This is a genomic window from Sporosarcina koreensis (genome assembly GCF_001531445.1).
Classification (GTDB): domain Bacteria; phylum Bacillota; class Bacilli; order Bacillales_A; family Planococcaceae; genus Sporosarcina; species Sporosarcina koreensis_C.
The window spans coordinates 1-17,346 of record NZ_LQYA01000039.1; the positions used below are offsets into that span (position 1 = coordinate 1).

Genomic DNA, 17,346 nt, shown 5'->3' on the forward strand with positions numbered 1-17,346 from the left:
CAGTCCAATCGCTCATAAATCGAGAAAAGTGATCATAACCGCAGTCCAAGCGCTCATAAATCGGGATAAGTGATCATAACCGCAGTCCAATCGCTCATAAATTGAGAAAAGTGATCATAACCGCAATCCAAGCGTTCATAAATCGTGACAAGTGATCATAAAAGCTGTCCATGCGCTCATAAATCGCGATAAATAATCATAACCGTTGTCCAATCGCTCATAAATCGTCATAAGTGATCAAAATTTCGTAAATCATTAGTTGGTCAAAGGCATTCTGCGCGGCACGATGCACCATTCACCAACATTCATCCGCGCACTACTACATCAAAACAAAAACTGGGGGTGTGAGCATGAAAAAACCATTCAATCCGGCAATCCGGGATTTCTTGGACGGCCGCATCTGGCTGCGCATGCACACCCCTTTTCTACACGAAGAAATCGATGAACTAATTGATACCGGCCACATTCAAACGATTAAAGGCATCGAAACAAATCCGTCCTTCCTGAATCAAAAGCGCCACTTTTGCAACCGATGCGAGACCGACGACCCGGTCCGCTTTACTACATTCCACTGTGCCAAATGCGAAGGGCCGTGCACATATTGCCGGCAATGTCTCAAAATGGGCCGCGTCTCATCCTGCACGGAACTTATCGTCTGGAAAGGCGAGAAATCGGAATACCCGACGAAACACACAATCGCTTGGCAAGGTACACTCACGCCACACCAACAAAAGGCATCCGACGAACTGACCGATAGCCAGGAAAAACAAACGTCCCATCTCATCTATGCCGTCTGCGGGTCAGGAAAGACGGAAATTCTTTTCCCGCCAATCCATAAGCTGCTCACAGAAGGAAAACGAGTCTGCATCGCAGCGCCGCGCGTTGACGTCATTCTTGAACTCGAACCGCGATTGCGTGCAGCATTTCCAAAGACAAAAATCGAAGCGTTATACGGCGGCGCCAAGCCGACGATGGAAGCGTCGCAGCTCGTCCTCGCGACAACGCATCAGCTATACAGATTCAAACACGCATTCGACGCCGTCTTCGTCGACGAAGCGGACGCTTTCCCTTATAAAGCAGATGCGACATTGCAAAAGGCCGTGAAAAAAGCGGTCAAACCGGGCTCCCCTGTCCATTACGTCACCGCCACCCCATCAGATAAGCTCCTATCGGACATGAAACGGACGGGCTTCGTCTCGATCATCAACCGCCGCTACCACGGCCATCCATTGCCCGTCCCGACTTTCATTCCGCTATGGAACTATGAAAAGCAGATTCGGAGAGGAAAGCTGCCGATCAAACTCGTCAATTGGACGTCACAACGACTCGACAAAAAAGAACCTTTCCTCATTTTTTTTCACCATATCGGTTTGATGGAGGAGGCAGCGCCTTTTTTCCAGCTCATCGACCCACGTATCCGCTCCGTCCATGCAGCGCATCCGGATCGGAAAGAACACGTCCAAGCGCTTCGGAATAAAGAATTGCCAGGACTACTCACGACAACAATCCTTGAACGCGGAATCACGATCCCGAATGTACAAGTCGCAGTCGTTGGCGCTGAACAGCAAATCTTCGACAAAGGCTCCCTTATCCAGATAGGCGGCCGTGTCGGTCGTTCCGCGGACTATCCGACAGGCGATTTCATCCTCTTCCATAACGGCATCACATACGCAATGGACGAAGCGAAAAACGAAATCCTCAAGTTGAATAAAGGAGGTGTCCGCGCATGAACTGCCTCCTTTGCGAACAGAAACTCGCCTCTACCCCTAGCTGGCAATCATTGCTTGCCATCGAAAAGACGCCTTTAATTTGCGAAAACTGTTCAAAAAGCTTTGAGCGTGTCGACATAAAAGAGGAAGGGGACGTTGTCGATCACATCACTTCCATCTATACATACAACGAACCGATGCGCGACTATCTCCACCAATTCAAATTCCTACAGGACGTGGCGCTCGCAGGCGTCTTCGCAGATGAACTGCGCAGCGAACTCGCCCGTAAAGACGCGATAATCGTACCCATTCCGATGCATCCGCTCAAGAAAATTGAGCGTACTTTTGCACACGTCGAGGAAATGTTGATGGCGGCACGCATTCCATTTGAAGATCTGCTCATCAAGACACACACCGAAGTGATGGGGGAGAAGTCGAGGGAAGAGCGGCTTTCCATGAGGAATTTATTTTCAATCAAACCCGGAAGTAACATTCAACATACGACTTACATACTCGTCGACGACATTTATACAACAGGCACGACACTCCGTCATGCTGCGTCTGTCCTGAAGGAAGCGGGCGCCTGGCGGGTGGAAGCGGTCACGCTTATCCGTGCAGAAAAATAGGGGAGGATTTAACATGGCAGAATTAAGAAATTGCCCGACATGCGGGGACTTTTTCAACTACACAGGCATTCGTGATGTATGTGCTAAATGTGCACGCGATGAAGAAAAAATGTACGAGGAAGTGTACCGCTTTCTGAGAAGACGTGAAAACCGCGCGGCAACAATCGAACGAATCGTCGAAGTGACAGGCGTCACCGAAACATTGTTGCATAAATGGGTACGGAAAGGCCGCCTGCAGCCCGCCCTATTCCCGAACCTAGGCTACCCATGCGATAACTGCGGCAAGCTGACTACACATGGCAAACTTTGTGACAGCTGCACAGAGGAATTGAAAAGCGGCCTCCGTCAATTCGAAGCCGCCCAAGAATTCAGGGAAGCGGTAACGAAAAGTGAAACCGGCACATACTTGGCCGATCGGAAACGAAATGGGTAAGGACTCAATTGCCCTTAGGCCATTAAGCGTCTCTGACTATGAAACCGTCCTTAACTGGAGCAAAGACGACCTTTTTTGTTCCGCAAATGACTGGGAGAAAAATCGAAACGAAGAAGAGCTGTACAAATGGTGGCTTCATTGTGTTAACAGCGAAGCTGATGACTTTATCAGAATGGGAATCGAATTCAACGGAAAACTGATCGGCTATGCCGACCTGGCAAATATAGAAGGGCATTCCGCCGAAATCGGCATCGCAATCGGTGAAACGTCGCTATGGGGAAAAGGCATCGGCTATCATTCGACGCTGAACTTACTTAAATACGCATCCAAGGAACTGGGCATCACCATCTTCAACGCGGAAACACATGAAACAAATACCCGCTCCAGAAAAATGCTGCAAAATATTGGATTTGAGGAAGTCAGCAGAATCGGCAGTGATGAGTACTTGGGAGAAGACAGCCAACTTATCCAATATAGGTTGACGAAAAACGCATAAATCCCAACAATTACGCATAAACGGTTAAAAGTACGCATAATTGCTACCAGAAGCGCATAATCGCCGAAACGTACGCATAAATCTGCCCAAACGCGCATAAACGCAAAAAACCGGCCTACACTTGTCGGTTTTTTCCTCATTTTAAGGGAAAGATAAGTATGGAAAATAGCATACTTCCTGTTTTCGTCCAAAAGACCCTAAACGTTGTCACAAATCTGCCGAAATAAACAATAAGAGCGAATCGAAAGGAGCGAGAACAATGAAAATCAATAAAATCAACATCCCGCCCGTCAACCCGTACCGCACAAACCAGCTGAAAGCGGAGCAGGCGAAGGAACAAGCGAAAATCAAAACGGATAAACTCGAAATCTCTTCCAAAGCGAAACAGCTTTCAGAAACATCACCGATCACGACAGAACGGAACGAACGCGTGCAACAACTGAAAGCCCAAATCGAATCAGGGAACTACAAAGTGGAGCCAGAAAAACTCGCTGCCAACCTGATCAAGCACTTTAAACGATAATGTAGATGAAAGCAGGGATCCCTATGTCAATAGAAACAATCCTTTCCATACTCGACAACTTGGAAAAACTGCATAAGAGCCTGCTGCGCATCGCAAACGAAAAAACGGCACTCATTAAAAACGGCGACATCAATGGCATCGACCAGCTTATGAAAGACGAACAGGCACATCTTGCAGCCATCGTCCAAATGGACAACGACCGGCAAAAAGCGGTCATCGCCTACTTGAAAGGACAAGGACGTCCTGTGCCGATGAACCCGACAATCGCCAATCTGATCGAAGCAACACCCGAACCGGAAAACAAACAACTTGTGGAGGCGAAGGACCGTCTCCTGCATGCGATTCATGAATTGAAATGGCAAAACGACTTGAATCAAAAACTGACCTACCAATCCCTTCAATTCGTGAATCTGTCGCTGGACATGATCCGCCCGCGTCCGGAATCGGCGAACTACTCAAAAACTGAAATCAACGGCAGAAAAGAATCGAAGGAACTACCAAACTTCGACTCGCAAGCCTAAGGAGGAACACTCACCATGCGCTCCACATTTATGGGACTCGAAACAAACAAACGCGGCTTGTACACACAACAATCCGGCTTATATACAACCGGCCACAACATCAGCAACGCCAACACACTAGGCTATTCCCGCCAACGCGTCAACATCCAGGCGACATCCGGCTTCCCTGGCATCGGCCTCAACTCACCAACAATGCCCGGCTTCCTCGGAACCGGCGTCGAAGCAGGCTCCATCCAACGTATCCGAGACTCCTTCGTCGACCAGCAGTTCAGACAGGAGTCGAACAAGCTCGGCTATTGGGAATCAAAATCGAAGGCAATCAGTCAGATGGAAGACGTCCTAGCAGAACCATCCGCGTACGGCCTGCAAAAATCCTTAAGCGAATTCTGGTCATCGTTGCAAACACTTGCAGCCAACCCTGAAAACGGTGGCGCACGTGCAGTCGTTGTGCAGAATGGGGAAGCAGTGGCAGATTCATTCAATTATATGCATAAATCCTTGACCGAAATCCAAACGAATTTAGGCAAGGAAATCGGCGTTTCCACGAAGGCGATCAATTCCATACTTGATCAAATCGCGGATTTAAACCGTCAAATCTCAGAAGTCGAACCGAACGGCTATATGCCGAATGATTTATACGATGCACGGGATATGTTGCTCGACGAACTTTCAATGTATGTACCGATTGAAACGACATATGAAAAATCCGGCGGACGTGCTTTGGCCATTGCTGAAGGTACGGTGACCGTAAAAATCAAAACAGATGGTAATCCGATCACTGTAGTATCCGGGAGTTCCGCTTCCAAGATATCGGTAGACGGTGCTGATGCAGAAGGAAATCCAACAGGACCGATGACAGGCTTTACGTTTACAGGAGGGCCAGCCGAAGTTGGAAGTTTAAATGTTAATAATATGCAACTGTCAGGTAAATTAAAATCGCTTACCGAATCCTTCGGGTATGTTGATGGAACAAATAACGAAAAAGGGTTATATCCTGATATGCTTGCCGATTTGAACAAAATGGCGCAGGAATTCGCAAAAGCTTTCAATGCCATTCACTATGCAGGTCATGGTTTAGATGGCAGTAAGGAATTGAATTTCTTTGAACCTTACACGTTAGATGCGTCTGGAAATATCGACTACAGCACTATGACTGCAGGTAATATTAAGGTTAATGCTGACATCGTAGACGATCCAAGAAAGTTAGCCGCTTCAGATAGCGCAGGAGAAGTCGGTAACAGCATACAAGCAAAGAAATTAGCGGATATGCAATTCGATAAGCTACCTGGACTTGAAAACACAAGCATCCAAACTTTCTACTCAGGAGTTATTGGAAAACTAGGTGTTGAAGGCCAACAAGCCGAACGCCTCACATTGAATACAGCAACACTACTAGGAGCCGTCTCAAACCGCCGCGACTCTATCAGTTCTGTCTCGCTCGACGAAGAAATGACCGATATGATCAGATTCCAGCAGGCGTACAATGCATCTGCCCGAATGATTACAGTCGTCGATGAAACACTCGACAAAATCATCAACGGCATGGGCGTTGTCGGTCGATAAGAAGGGGGAAACAACTAAATGCGTATAACACAATCAATGCTATCGAATAATATGCTGCGAAACTTATCATCGAGCTACAATAAAATGGGCAAACTGCAAGAGCAACTGACTTCTGGGAAAAAAGTAAACCGCCCGTCCGATGACCCAGTCGTCGTTATGAAAGGCATGGGCTACCGGATGCAAGTCGACAAAGTTGCTACCTTCCAGAAAAATCTTGGTGAAGTAAACAACTGGCTCGACAGTACCGATGACGCGCTTGACGGCGTTGGGCAAGTTTTGCACCGTGCAAAAGAACTTGTCACGAATGCTGCGAATACAGGTACAATGACACCTGAAGATCGTGAAAAAATAAAGATTGAGCTTGAGCAACTCCAAAAACAAATACAAGACCTTGCTAACACTAAGGTCGGTGACAAATATATCTTTAGTGGAACTAAAACGGATACGCCCGTCTATGGCGAAAACGGTTTTCCGACCGATCAAGCAACTTTAGATGCATTTGGCAAGCCTGTTCAAATAGAAGTGTTTGATGGAGTAAGTTTGAATGTAAACACAAATGCTGTTGGCATGTTCCAGGATATCGATAAATTATTTGAAGAAATGAAAGCTATTGGTGACGATGGTGCAGGGTTCAGTGACGCGTTGTCCAAAATCGACACCCAAATGGATGCCGTCCTAACCGCCCGTGCTGACGTAGGCGCACGCTCTAATCGTGCCGAATTGATGCACAATCGCCTTGAAATGCAAGAAGGTGCAGCAAAAAAACAGCAATCTGAAAACGAAGATATAGATTACGAAAAAGTGATCACTGAAATGCTCACACAAGAATCGATCCACCGCGCAGCACTCTCCGTCGGTGCCCGAATCATCCAACCATCACTAGTAGACTTTTTACGATAATGAATAACAAAGGCGTTTGGATGCTGTCCAAACGCCTTTCCAAAAGGTGAAGCCAATGAACATCCCAAAACTCCAAATCCAAACGACACGAGGTATCCTTGGACTTCAAATCGACAAACCGGTACAGGAAATCGAGCAGCCAAGAGCTACACTCATACAAGAACAACCTGCCGCCATCCTGGAAATGTCCTCGACAAGACCGCAACTATCACTGGATACAACTGAAGTGCGAGCGGACATCGACTTGAAAAGTCCATTAAGACGTTCAGCGGAAAATGCCCAATATGGTATGCAACAACTCATGGAAGGCATCGCTCGCAGAGCTCAGGAAGGCCAACAACTCGTACAGATCGAAAACGGAGGCGGTGCAATCGCCGATATCGCCAAACAGAACGGCACGCCGCCACCAAAACAAATGACTTTCAAATTCGTCGGCGACCGGACAAAAATCCAAATGTCCTTCCAACCCGGCTCACTCAACATCAACGTAACACCCCAAAAAGCTGTCAACAACGTCCAAATCAACAAACCAATCCACAATTACACACAAGGCAAAGTAACCGGTATCATGGAGCAATACCCTTCCATCCAAATTGATTGGAAACTATGAAGAACGTCATCCAACACGTTCTTTTTTTATGCAAGAAAACCGTAACATGCTATGCTATTGAATAACGAATCTTGTCATCAAAGGAGCGAAAACATATGAACATCCAAACAAAATTCCACGGCGAAATTGAAATTCAATCGGACCAACTATGGAACTTCCCAAAAGGCATTCCAGGATTTGAAGACGAAAAGGAATTCGTCCTTCTTCCTATCGAAGGAAACAATATATTTCAAGTATTGCAGTCTACCAATTCACTAGCAGTAGCATTCATCGTCACAAATCCATACACCTTAGTCGCAGACTATTCATTCGACATAGACGGGCCGACAATCGAACTGCTCAACATCGAAAAACCGGAAGATGTATTCGTACTTGGCATACTCACACTGAAACAGCCATTCGAAACATCGACAATCAACCTGCAAGCACCGCTTATCTTCCAAATGAACAACAGAAAAGCAAAGCAAATGATTCTAAACGACAACCGTTTCACAACTCGTCACATGATCGGTCAACCGAAGGAGGCAAACTAATATGCTAGTCCTCTCACGTAAAACGAATGAAACTATCAAAATTGGCGATGATATTGAAATTCGTATTCTCGAAGTGAAAGGTGACACTATCCGAATTGGAATCGAAGCTCCGGAAAATATAGATATCCTTCGGGGTGAACTCGTTCAATCAATAACTGAGACAAATACAGAGGCTGTCACATTAGATGCTTCACTATTTTCTCAGCTTACCTACAAAGAATAATAACCATAAAGATGCCTGACGCCGCCTCAGGCATCCGTTTTTACTATCACCCCAAAAAAATCCTCAAAATAAACCATAATCCCACAAAATCTTTCAGAAAACGCTAAACTCCTACCCAACTTGTCCGATACTAATATTGTAAGCGGCAGTAACGAGTTCGGCCGGCTCTTACTCCGCGAGCAACAAAAAAACGGTTCACAAGGACGTGAACCAACCAAACACTCAAGGAGGAAACAAAAATGAGAATTAACCACAATATCGCGGCTCTTAACACACACCGCCAACTAGGTGCTAACAACACTAACGCATCTAAAAACTTAGAAAAACTATCTTCAGGTCTTAAAATCAACCGTGCAGGAGACGACGCAGCAGGTCTTGCAATCTCCGAAAAAATGCGTGGTCAAATCCGTGGTTTGGATATGGCTCAAAAGAACTCTCAAGATGGTATCTCTTTGATCCAAACAGCTGAAGGTGCATTGAATGAAACACATGCAATTCTTCAACGTATGCGTGAGTTAGCAGTGCAATCAGCAAACGACACTAATACTGATGATGACCGTGCTGAACTACAAAAAGAAGTAAATCAATTAACTTCAGAAATTACTCGTATTTCTACGGATACTGAATTCAATACAAAGAAATTGATTAATGGCGATGCTAATGGAGTAGCGGTGGGAAGTGGGGCAGCTACAGGTGAATCATTGACATTCCATATCGGTGCAAATGAAAATCAAACACTTACACTTGATATTGCAGATATGGGTGCGGTAGCGCTTGGAGTTGCAACAGCAGGTGCAAGTGGAGCTGCGGATACAGCTATTGATATTTCGACTCAATCTGCAGCAGAAACTGCAATTACAACTATCCAAACTGCAATCAATACTGTATCAGCGGAACGGTCTAAACTTGGTGCTACGCAAAACCGCTTAGAGCACACAATCAACAACCTCGGAACTTCTTCCGAAAACCTAACAGCTGCGGAATCACGTATCCGTGACGTCGATATGGCGAAAGAAATGATGGAGTTCACAAAGAATAACATCTTGACTCAAGCAGCACAAGCTATGCTAGCTCAAGCAAATCAACAACCACAAGGCGTGCTTCAACTTCTACGCTAATATGGTTAACAAAACGCGGTCCGATTTCTGGCCGCGTTTTTATATATTCATTAATAATAGTTGTTTAGTGGTTAAATAATCATCCCGCTTTCGATTAAATACAATAAAGTTATCAATATTGATTATTAATTCCTCGTAGTTCTTAATTTATTCAATTTATATACCACAAGCTAATAAGATTTTCATAAACTCTCCGCAGTAATCAGGTTCTATGTATAAAGACAAAGAATCGAAGCAATAATTACCTCTATCAGAATGCTAACTGTACCAATTGGGAAAATAGTAGTTCTTCATTTATTATAATAGAACAAACATTCTTGCAGGCTGTTCGGAGCAACAATATTGATTCCGCATTTCTTATTCAGCGTGCAAAAAAATAAAATCTGTATAAAACAAAAATAGCTTCATTTCCTATTGAAAGTCACATTCTTCCACTATAAAATTCTATTCTATAGCCGATATAAATAGTGCAGGTGTGTTACGATTTATATAAAATAAACAACTGGAGGGTTCTCCATGCAACTGATTTTTCAAGATCAAATAAAGGAACTTGATAGCCCAAATGCAAATAGGATTATTGAACAAATAAATGAAATGTTAGGAAAAAAATATTATTTCAGTCATTTTGTCGCTGACGGAATTGAAGTGTATGAAAACCATGAAAAATATTTGAATGAACATGCAAATCATCTCGAAAAACTTGAAATCATCGGGAAAACAGTTAAACAATTTGTTAATGATATTCTTTTGTCCACTGAAGAATATTTAGAGCGAGCTACACCCGAGCTAACCCAATTAGGAGAAGCATTTTATGATCATCCGAGCGAGGAAGAATGGTCCAAACTAGATCAGTTGTTAGAGGGTCTACAATGGTTGGATGAAATGCTTATGGCAATTGGGAAGAGCGGAGAAGTGCCGACAAATTGGTCTAACTACATAACAGCAGCACAGACAATGCAAAATGAAATTCATAACTTTGCTGAATCGATGGAGAATGAGGACAACATTTTAATTGGAGATATTATACAATATGAGATTCTTCCGATTTTCGAAGAATTCAAGAATGAAATTAAGTGGACAATGGATAACGAGGGTACGCGTCATGATCTTAATTGATAATCGAGATGTATTACGCTTAAAAGACCGTGATCTCTTACATCGACTTTCTAAGTGGGATGATGAACAAACAAGTACTGTGAAAGTGGAAAAAGCAAAAAACGGCCTGCCTACTATAAAAATGATTTTAGATGGCAAACCTCAATATTTGCAGAGTAAGTACGATCCAGAAAGGGAAGCTGAACGGTTCGCTGCGAAGTTCGAGGATGAAAGAGTTACATATGTACTATTTGTCGGGATCGGGATGGGGTATCATATAAAAAAATATTTAGAGAAGTATCCGGAAACGAAATTCTCAATTTACGAGCCAAATGAAGAGGTACTGCATGCTTATTTATCGACATGTAAATTGGAAGAGTTGCCTTTGAGGAATTTGATGGGGCTAATTGCTGGAACAAATCAAGCAGAAGTAGAACATAATGTTAAACAGTTGCATGTTGAATCGAACGGCATATTAAAAATCATTACATTGCCTGTTTATGAAAAGCATTACGGGATAGAAATATCGAGTATTTTGGAGAAATCGCTTGCGTCGCTAAAAGATAAACATAATTCCATAGTGGCAAATGCAGCTTTCCAAAAAAGATGGACAATCAACTCAATTAAAAACTTTCCCACCGTATTGGAAACACCAAATATTTTGCATGATATTGATAGAAACGCATTCGAAGGAAAGCCTGCGATTATTGTAGCGGCAGGGCCTTCATTAAACGAAGAATTTGAGAATTTAAGATATATTAAGGAAAATGGACTAGCGTATATATTTTCAGTAGGCTCTGCAATAAATTCTTTAATTGAGCATGGAGTCTACCCAGATGCCGCATGCACGTATGATCCTCAAGATATAAACCATAGAGTAATTCAAATCATTAAAGATAAAAAAATAAAAAAGATCCCCCTTATTTTTGGAAGTAGTGTAGGATTTGAGACGATACAAAATTATCCTGGTGATCTTCTTCATATGATTGTCAGCCAAGATACTATTTCAAAAGTTTTATTAAAACATATAGACGGCAAATCTTTGGACTTCGTGAATGATTCGCCATCGATTGCAGTAATAACATTTCAATTGTTAGTGAAATTAGGGTGCACAAAAATAATTTTGGTTGGACAAAACTTAGCTTATCTTGAAAATAAACAATACGCAGATGGTATTGATTATGGGGATGGAAATGCAGCGAAAGAGGAAAGTTTAAAGAATGCCCTAATTGTTAAGGACGTTTTTGGCAGTGATATTCAAACAACAGATGGATTTAATTTAATGCGTCAACAATTGGAAATGTATATTGCTAACTCTTCTGGAGTAAACGTGACTAATACAACAAAAGGTGGAGCTGCTATACAGGGAGCCCACTTTATACCTTTAGAACAGCTCATAAATGAATTAACTTCAAGAAGTGTGCAGAATGATTGGTTCAAAGGTAAAAACGACTATGAAAAGTCATTCACGATAAATCAGTTGGTTGACATTAATAAGGCTATTGAAAAGGCTGAGCACCAAATAAATCATGTGTTAATTACGCTGAAAGATATAAAAAAAGACTTGGTATTGCGTAAGACAATGGAAATCGAGAAGAAATACACCAAATTGGATAAACAAGTCGAACAAATGACAACTAATGTATTTTACAGTTCCTTTATAGACCCAATGATCCGTGTTCAAAAAGAACGCTTGTCGGAGAAAATACAAGCCGTTCGTTTTGTGAGCGAACCAATAAAAAAGGGTGAAACAATTGTTGAAAGTTTTTCGATGTTCATTGCTGAGTGTGCAAAACATTATCCTTTCGTCAAACAGTTATATTTAGAGATGAAGAGTGAGGTAGAACAATGTATAAAGGAAAAGTGATCTTAGTGACTGGTGGTACCGGGTCATTTGGCAAGAAGTTTGTTCGTCGTATTTTAAAGGGAGACGTTAAAAAAGTAATAGTCTTCAGCAGGGATGAATTAAAACAATACGAAATGAAACACGAGTTTATTGATTCAAGAATGCGGTTCTTCATTGGAGATGTTCGTGATAAAGACCGTTTGTATCGTGCATTTGATGGGGTGGATATTGTTATCCATGCCGCCGCTATGAAGCATGTAGAGGCCTGTGAATACAATCCATTTGAAGCGGTAAAAACGAATATACATGGCGCGCAAAACGTGATTGAGGCTGCAATAGATCGAGGTGTTGAAAAAGTAATTGCTCTCAGTACAGATAAGGCAGCAAGCCCAGTTAACCTATATGGCGCAACTAAACTAGCATCAGACAAGCTATTTGTCGCGGCAAATTCATATGTAGGTGAAAAACCAACACGTTTCTCAGTGGTTCGTTATGGCAATGTGGTTGGCAGTAGAGGTAGCGTTGTACCTTTCTTTAAAAAAGTGAGAGAAACTGGTCGAATACCGATCACAGATCCGAGAATGACTCGCTTTTGGATTACGCTTGATCAAGGCGTACAATTTGTATTAGATAGCTTAGATCGTATGCATGGCGGAGAGATTTTTGTGCCTAAGATTCCAAGTATGAACATAATGAACCTTGCTAAAGCGATTGCTCCCGAGTGTGACATTGACATTGTTGGCATTCGCCAGGGAGAGAAGTTGCATGAAGCAATGATTATGGAGGATGATGCCCGCCATACGAGAGAATTTGATACGTACTATGTCATTCAGCCAGAGTTTTCTTGGTGGTCAAAGAAACAGCAGAATGAAGGTAAAGCACTTCCAAATGGATTTAAATATACGAGTGATACTAATACTGAATGGTTAAGTATCAATCAGCTAAAAGATCTAGTTAGAGAAATGTAATATAAATAAATTTAAAGGAGTTATATGACCATGAATAAGGTTAAGATTATTGCAGAAATTGCTAATGCTCATCAGGGTGATTTCAAACAGTTGATAGAGCTGATTGAAAAGTCTAAGTCTACTGGAGCAGATGCGATAAAGTTTCAATGGTTTAAGTATGATTCATTGTCGACTCCAGATTATGAATGGCATGAAATATATAAAACCCTTTTTTTTAATGAAGGGCAATGGATAGAAGTTTTAAAGTACTGTAAAGAACTGGATATAGAAGTTTGGGTTGATGTCTTTGATGAATGGGGTATTGAGATGGCAAGAAAAATGCAATCTCTTTACCATGGGATTAAGCTTCCATCAACGATTATACAATCCAAGGCAATATTGGAATCGATTTTGTCGATAAAAAAACCATTATTAATTGGAATAGGTGGTTGGAATAACGAGGAATTGGAAGGTTTATTTTTAAAGATTAAGGACTATGAAGAAGAAGTGATATACTTACATGGATTCCAGGGTTATCCAACTAAAACAGAAGACTCCAATATAATAAGAATTACTGAAATGAAAAATAAGTACAATCTACGTGTTGGATATGCAGATCATGAGGACGCATCTAAACAAACGGCTATTAATATTCCTGTATATGCGTATTTTGCTGGTGCAGAGGTTATAGAGAAGCATATTACACTTGATAGATCCCTTAAAGGATATGATTACTATTCATCTCTTGAACCAGAAGAATTTAAAGAAATGGTTAAAGCAATAGAAGATGCTCAAATAATATCAGGTACTCTTGTTATTGGAGAAGCTGAAAGAAATTATTTAAGTGGAGCATTAAGGGCAGTTGCAAAAACGGATATAAAAAAGGGTCAATATGTTTCATTAGAGAATGTTACCTATAAAAGATGTAGTGACTCAGAAGCGCTTATGCCAAATGAATTTGAAGAAAATATTGCGTATATAGCTAGCAAAGATATTAAAGCAAACGAACCGATTAACCCGAAATACATTAAGAAAGCTAAAATTACAATAGCCGTAGTGGGTAGACTTAAATCAACAAGATTACCTAAAAAAGCATTATTAAAGCTTAATGGGATAACTTCAATTGAAAGATGTATTATCAATTCATTAGCAGTACCCTATGTTGATGAGGTCCTAGTGGCCACATCGTTTTTAGAGGCAGATAAAGAACTAGAGAATGCAAATCTTAGTGGTAAGATAAAAGTTATTAAAGGTGATCCGGAAAATGTACTTGATAGATTGCTAACTGTTGTGGAACAAACAGAAGCAGATATTATATTACGAGTAACCGCTGATTGTCCTCTAGTCTCCCCAGAAGCTGTAGAAATTCTAATAAAAGAACATATAAGTAGACAAGCAGAAGTGACATTAACAGATTTGAATCATGCTGTTGGTATTGCAGCTGATGTTTTTGATAGTAGAAGTCTAAAAAAATTGAAATCACAAGATAATGAATTTAAGTATACTGAATATTTATCTTTTTATTTCAAAAACAATCCTGACTTATTTAATTTAGAAATTGTGTCATTGCCAAAAAAATTCCGATATCCTAACTGGCGTTTAACTTTAGATGAACCACAGGACTACAAATTATTTCAAACAATTTATGAGGATTTAAATGTTCAAGAAACCCCTGTCTTATTTGAGGATATTATTAAATATTTCGAAGGAAATCCTGAGATAGCAGAAATAAATGATAATATATTATTGAAGTGGAAAGCAGATCAGAAACTTATTGATGAAATAAATAAATCTACAAGAATTAAATTAATGTAGATTTTAGAGTCATTTAAATCAAGGGTTTTTTACATGTTCAGAAAAAGAGAACTATTGGGAGATAAGAAAATGAATGTGGTCATTCGGACAGATGCTTCTAATGAAATAGGAACAGGGCATGTCATGAGATGCTTAACTTTGGCAAAACAACTTAAACGTCACGGGGCAAAAGTGACGTTTGTTTGCCGCAGTTTTGAAGGCCATCTGCATTCTTATTTACGCGATCAGGATATGTCAGTGAAATTAATACCCTATACTACAGGTGCGAATGAAGCTGATTTACAGTGGACGAAAGAAAACTGGATGCTTGATGCCGAACAAACAATTACAATAATAGAAGAAAGTAGCCAGAAAGTAGATTTACTTATTGTAGATCATTACGGTCTTGATAGATATTGGGAAAATAAACTTCGTCATTACACAAAATATATTATGGTCATCGATGATTTAGCAGACCGTAAGCATGATTGCGATATTATTTTAGATAATACATTTGGGATAACTGAAGAAAAATATAGTGGCTTACTTACTTCACAAACAATTGGTCTATATGGTGTTAAATATTGTTTATTGAGGGAACAATTTAAAAAGAATCAGAAGAGTTCTTTTAGATATGATTATCGATGTATAAAGGTTCATATGTTTTTTGGAGGCATAGACTTTAAGAATTATACAACAAAATATAGCAAGTTTATTTTGAAGAACTTTCAGAATGTAAAGATTATGGCAGTTGTAGGTAGTACATTTGGATACCAGGATGATTTAAATGAATTGAAAAAAAAGTACAAAGAAAGATTTCAATGGGAGATGGCGGTAAAAGATATGGCGGCGCACATGAACAAGTGTGATATAGCTCTTGGGGCACCTGGAACTGCTACATGGGAAAGAGCATGTATCGGTTTGCCTTCTGCCTATTTTTCAGTTAATAAGAATCAGGTGCCTATACTTGAGGAATTAGAAAAAAACAATTTCTGTATGTTTTTGGGAGAGGCTTCAAATACTTCTGAAAAAACATTTATTTTGGAATTCAATAAATTCATTTCTTCTGCCGAATTATTAAATACATTATTTATTAAAAATACTAAATGTATTGATGGAAAAGGAACAGAACGAATTGTTGAAGTACTAAGTAGATTAATTCAGAGGTGAGGAAACATGAATCAATATTTGCGATATGCAAATACAAGTTTAGTGCCATATGGAGAAGAACACTATGAAAAGTCAGTGGAATGGTTAAATGATCCAAATGTTTATAAATTATTTGGTATTACAAGAAGAATTACCAGGCAATCCCATGCGGAATGGGTTAAAAGTTTAAATAATACATATATGTGGGCGATTTATGATGTTAAGCATTATAAGTATTGCGGAAATTTACTGCTTTTTTACAATCCGATACATCGTTCAGCATTTTTCCAAATTTATTTAGGTGACCCGCAATCACGAGGAAAAGGTCTCGGAGAATCAGCTTTAATTGCGATGATTAATTATGCTTTTGAAAACCTGAACTTTCATAGGATATGGCTTCAAGTATTTCCAGATAATAAGAAAGCCATCAGGCTATATGAAAAACTTGGGTTTATTTATGAAGGCATTGAAAGAGAATCGCATTATAGTGAAAAAAAGTTTAAGAACCAATTAAGGTATTCTATTTTGAAAAGTGAATGGAATTTCGGAAATGAGATGATAAAAGGATGAAGTGTGCAATTATGCAACCAACATATTTACCATGGATTGGTTACTTCCATATGATGGCGCAAGTGGAGACTTTTGTCTTTTTGGACGATGTGCAATTTTCCAAACGTTCTTGGCAACAACGAAATAAAATTGATTACGAAGGTAAAGAAAAATGGGTGACTATACCAACGATTACTAAAGGATTACGGCATCAAAAAATTCTAGATGTTAGAATAGATAATACAGTAGATTGGCAGAGTCAACATTCTCAACTTATAAAACATGCTTATTCTAAAAAACCATTTTACAATGATTTGGAAGGAATTCTTGAACTCTATAAACAGGAATGCATATTACTTTCAGATTTTACAACCTCTCTCATAGTGTTCATTGCTAAAGAGTTAGATATAGTAACTGACTTACTTAAAAGTAGCGATATCCCTGTCACCGGGATAAAATCCAGCTATTTATTTAATATATGTGAATACTTGGGAGCTTCAAGCTATCTAAGTGCCTCGGGTTCAAAAGAATATATAGAAGCCGAAAGTGTTTTTGAAAAATCGAATGTTAGGGTTAACTATCATCAGGGTGACCCTTATATATATCCTCATCATAGCGAAAAACCTTTTATTCCTTACTTATCCATTATAGATTATATTGCAAATCGTGGATTTGATAATTTTAAAAAAGAGATTTTATTATGAAGGCCCA

19 protein-coding genes are annotated in these 17,346 nt (G+C 40.4%); all 19 read left to right on the forward strand.

What is annotated here, in order from left to right; translation table 11 throughout:
- Positions 1 to 350 precede the first annotated feature (350 nt).
- The 19 genes from AWV70_RS06145 (at position 351) to AWV70_RS06235 (ending at position 17,339) form a co-directional block, all read left to right on the forward strand.
- Complete coding sequence (locus tag AWV70_RS06145; protein ID WP_060205247.1) at positions 351 to 1,730, forward strand: DEAD/DEAH box helicase; 1,380 nt, start codon at positions 351 to 353, stop codon at positions 1,728 to 1,730.
- Complete coding sequence (locus AWV70_RS06150; RefSeq protein ID WP_060205249.1) at positions 1,727 to 2,335, forward strand: ComF family protein; 609 nt, start codon at positions 1,727 to 1,729, stop codon at positions 2,333 to 2,335. The genes AWV70_RS06145 and AWV70_RS06150 overlap by 4 nt, the downstream gene beginning before the upstream one ends.
- 13 nt (positions 2,336 to 2,348) lie before the next feature.
- Positions 2,349 to 2,768, forward strand: a complete 420-nt coding sequence (locus AWV70_RS06155; protein WP_060205251.1) for a TIGR03826 family flagellar region protein — start codon at positions 2,349 to 2,351, stop codon at positions 2,766 to 2,768.
- On the forward strand, positions 2,725 to 3,264 hold the full coding sequence (locus AWV70_RS06160) for a GNAT family N-acetyltransferase (RefSeq protein WP_235588558.1): 540 nt from the start codon (positions 2,725 to 2,727) through the stop codon (positions 3,262 to 3,264). Before AWV70_RS06155 ends, AWV70_RS06160 begins: the two co-directional genes overlap by 44 nt.
- Positions 3,265 to 3,523: 259 nt before the next feature.
- Positions 3,524 to 3,787 (forward strand): flagellar biosynthesis anti-sigma factor FlgM, encoded by a 264-nt coding sequence (gene flgM / locus AWV70_RS06165; protein WP_060205255.1) that lies wholly within the window; start codon positions 3,524 to 3,526, stop codon positions 3,785 to 3,787.
- Between the two features lie 23 nt (positions 3,788 to 3,810).
- On the forward strand, positions 3,811 to 4,308 hold the full coding sequence (locus AWV70_RS06170) for a flagellar protein FlgN (protein WP_060205257.1): 498 nt from the start codon (positions 3,811 to 3,813) through the stop codon (positions 4,306 to 4,308).
- Positions 4,309 to 4,323: 15 nt separating this feature from the next.
- On the forward strand, positions 4,324 to 5,871 hold the full coding sequence (gene flgK / locus AWV70_RS06175; protein ID WP_060205259.1) for a flagellar hook-associated protein FlgK: 1,548 nt from the start codon (positions 4,324 to 4,326) through the stop codon (positions 5,869 to 5,871).
- Positions 5,872 to 5,889: 18 nt separating this feature from the next.
- Entirely contained in the window at positions 5,890 to 6,771 is an 882-nt protein-coding gene (flgL, locus tag AWV70_RS06180; protein ID WP_060205261.1) for a flagellar hook-associated protein FlgL, read from the forward strand.
- A 55-nt stretch (positions 6,772 to 6,826) separates the two neighbouring features.
- Positions 6,827 to 7,381: a DUF6470 family protein gene (locus tag AWV70_RS06185; protein ID WP_060205263.1), complete on the forward strand. Its 555-nt coding sequence runs from the start codon at positions 6,827 to 6,829 to the stop codon at positions 7,379 to 7,381.
- A gap of 95 nt (positions 7,382 to 7,476) precedes the next feature.
- Positions 7,477 to 7,914, forward strand: coding sequence for a flagellar assembly protein FliW (fliW, locus tag AWV70_RS06190; RefSeq protein ID WP_060205265.1), 438 nt, complete (start codon positions 7,477 to 7,479; stop codon positions 7,912 to 7,914).
- A 1-nt stretch (position 7,915) separates the two neighbouring features.
- Complete coding sequence (gene csrA / locus AWV70_RS06195; RefSeq protein ID WP_060205267.1) at positions 7,916 to 8,137, forward strand: carbon storage regulator CsrA; 222 nt, start codon at positions 7,916 to 7,918, stop codon at positions 8,135 to 8,137.
- Between the two features lie 239 nt (positions 8,138 to 8,376).
- On the forward strand, positions 8,377 to 9,255 hold the full coding sequence (gene hag / locus AWV70_RS06200) for a flagellin Hag (protein WP_060205269.1): 879 nt from the start codon (positions 8,377 to 8,379) through the stop codon (positions 9,253 to 9,255).
- 516 nt (positions 9,256 to 9,771) lie between these two features.
- The gene (locus AWV70_RS06205; RefSeq protein WP_060205271.1) at positions 9,772 to 10,371 is read left to right on the forward strand and encodes a hypothetical protein; all 600 of its coding nucleotides are present in this window, start codon (positions 9,772 to 9,774) and stop codon (positions 10,369 to 10,371) included.
- Positions 10,358 to 12,217 (forward strand): motility associated factor glycosyltransferase family protein, encoded by a 1,860-nt coding sequence (locus AWV70_RS06210; RefSeq protein ID WP_060205272.1) that lies wholly within the window; start codon positions 10,358 to 10,360, stop codon positions 12,215 to 12,217. The genes AWV70_RS06205 and AWV70_RS06210 overlap by 14 nt, the downstream gene beginning before the upstream one ends.
- Positions 12,199 to 13,164, forward strand: coding sequence for a UDP-N-acetylglucosamine 4,6-dehydratase (inverting) (pseB, locus tag AWV70_RS06215; protein ID WP_060205274.1), 966 nt, complete (start codon positions 12,199 to 12,201; stop codon positions 13,162 to 13,164). The genes AWV70_RS06210 and pseB overlap by 19 nt, the downstream gene beginning before the upstream one ends.
- 30 nt (positions 13,165 to 13,194) lie before the next feature.
- On the forward strand, positions 13,195 to 14,958 hold the full coding sequence (locus AWV70_RS06220; protein WP_060205276.1) for an N-acetylneuraminate synthase family protein: 1,764 nt from the start codon (positions 13,195 to 13,197) through the stop codon (positions 14,956 to 14,958).
- A 69-nt stretch (positions 14,959 to 15,027) separates the two neighbouring features.
- Positions 15,028 to 16,107 carry a UDP-2,4-diacetamido-2,4,6-trideoxy-beta-L-altropyranose hydrolase gene (gene pseG, locus AWV70_RS06225; protein ID WP_160327634.1) on the forward strand — a complete coding sequence of 360 codons (1,080 nt, stop codon included), beginning with the start codon at positions 15,028 to 15,030 and terminating at the stop codon, positions 16,105 to 16,107.
- A 6-nt stretch (positions 16,108 to 16,113) separates the two neighbouring features.
- Positions 16,114 to 16,656, forward strand: coding sequence for a GNAT family N-acetyltransferase (locus AWV70_RS06230; protein WP_060205280.1), 543 nt, complete (start codon positions 16,114 to 16,116; stop codon positions 16,654 to 16,656).
- An 11-nt stretch (positions 16,657 to 16,667) separates the two neighbouring features.
- The gene (locus tag AWV70_RS06235) at positions 16,668 to 17,339 is read left to right on the forward strand and encodes a WbqC family protein (RefSeq protein ID WP_160327635.1); all 672 of its coding nucleotides are present in this window, start codon (positions 16,668 to 16,670) and stop codon (positions 17,337 to 17,339) included.
- Positions 17,340 to 17,346 lie beyond the last annotated feature (7 nt).

Bases quoted from the DNA above. Each gene is read 5' to 3' on its own strand.
- AWV70_RS06145 (WP_060205247.1), top strand. From the start codon at position 351: ATGAAAAAACCATTCAATCCGGCAATCCGGGATTTCTTGGACGGCCGC.
- AWV70_RS06150 (WP_060205249.1), top strand. From the start codon at position 1,727: ATGAACTGCCTCCTTTGCGAACAGAAACTCGCCTCTACCCCTAGCTGG.
- AWV70_RS06155 (WP_060205251.1), top strand. From the start codon at position 2,349: ATGGCAGAATTAAGAAATTGCCCGACATGCGGGGACTTTTTCAACTAC.
- flgM (WP_060205255.1), top strand. From the start codon at position 3,524: ATGAAAATCAATAAAATCAACATCCCGCCCGTCAACCCGTACCGCACA.
- AWV70_RS06170 (WP_060205257.1), top strand. From the start codon at position 3,811: ATGTCAATAGAAACAATCCTTTCCATACTCGACAACTTGGAAAAACTG.
- flgK (WP_060205259.1), top strand. From the start codon at position 4,324: ATGCGCTCCACATTTATGGGACTCGAAACAAACAAACGCGGCTTGTAC.
- flgL (WP_060205261.1), top strand. From the start codon at position 5,890: ATGCGTATAACACAATCAATGCTATCGAATAATATGCTGCGAAACTTA.
- AWV70_RS06185 (WP_060205263.1), top strand. From the start codon at position 6,827: ATGAACATCCCAAAACTCCAAATCCAAACGACACGAGGTATCCTTGGA.
- fliW (WP_060205265.1), top strand. From the start codon at position 7,477: ATGAACATCCAAACAAAATTCCACGGCGAAATTGAAATTCAATCGGAC.
- csrA (WP_060205267.1), top strand. From the start codon at position 7,916: ATGCTAGTCCTCTCACGTAAAACGAATGAAACTATCAAAATTGGCGAT.
- hag (WP_060205269.1), top strand. From the start codon at position 8,377: ATGAGAATTAACCACAATATCGCGGCTCTTAACACACACCGCCAACTA.
- AWV70_RS06205 (WP_060205271.1), top strand. From the start codon at position 9,772: ATGCAACTGATTTTTCAAGATCAAATAAAGGAACTTGATAGCCCAAAT.
- AWV70_RS06210 (WP_060205272.1), top strand. From the start codon at position 10,358: ATGATCTTAATTGATAATCGAGATGTATTACGCTTAAAAGACCGTGAT.
- pseB (WP_060205274.1), top strand. From the start codon at position 12,199: ATGTATAAAGGAAAAGTGATCTTAGTGACTGGTGGTACCGGGTCATTT.
- AWV70_RS06220 (WP_060205276.1), top strand. From the start codon at position 13,195: ATGAATAAGGTTAAGATTATTGCAGAAATTGCTAATGCTCATCAGGGT.
- pseG (WP_160327634.1), top strand. From the start codon at position 15,028: ATGAATGTGGTCATTCGGACAGATGCTTCTAATGAAATAGGAACAGGG.
- AWV70_RS06230 (WP_060205280.1), top strand. From the start codon at position 16,114: ATGAATCAATATTTGCGATATGCAAATACAAGTTTAGTGCCATATGGA.
- AWV70_RS06235 (WP_160327635.1), top strand. From the start codon at position 16,668: ATGCAACCAACATATTTACCATGGATTGGTTACTTCCATATGATGGCG.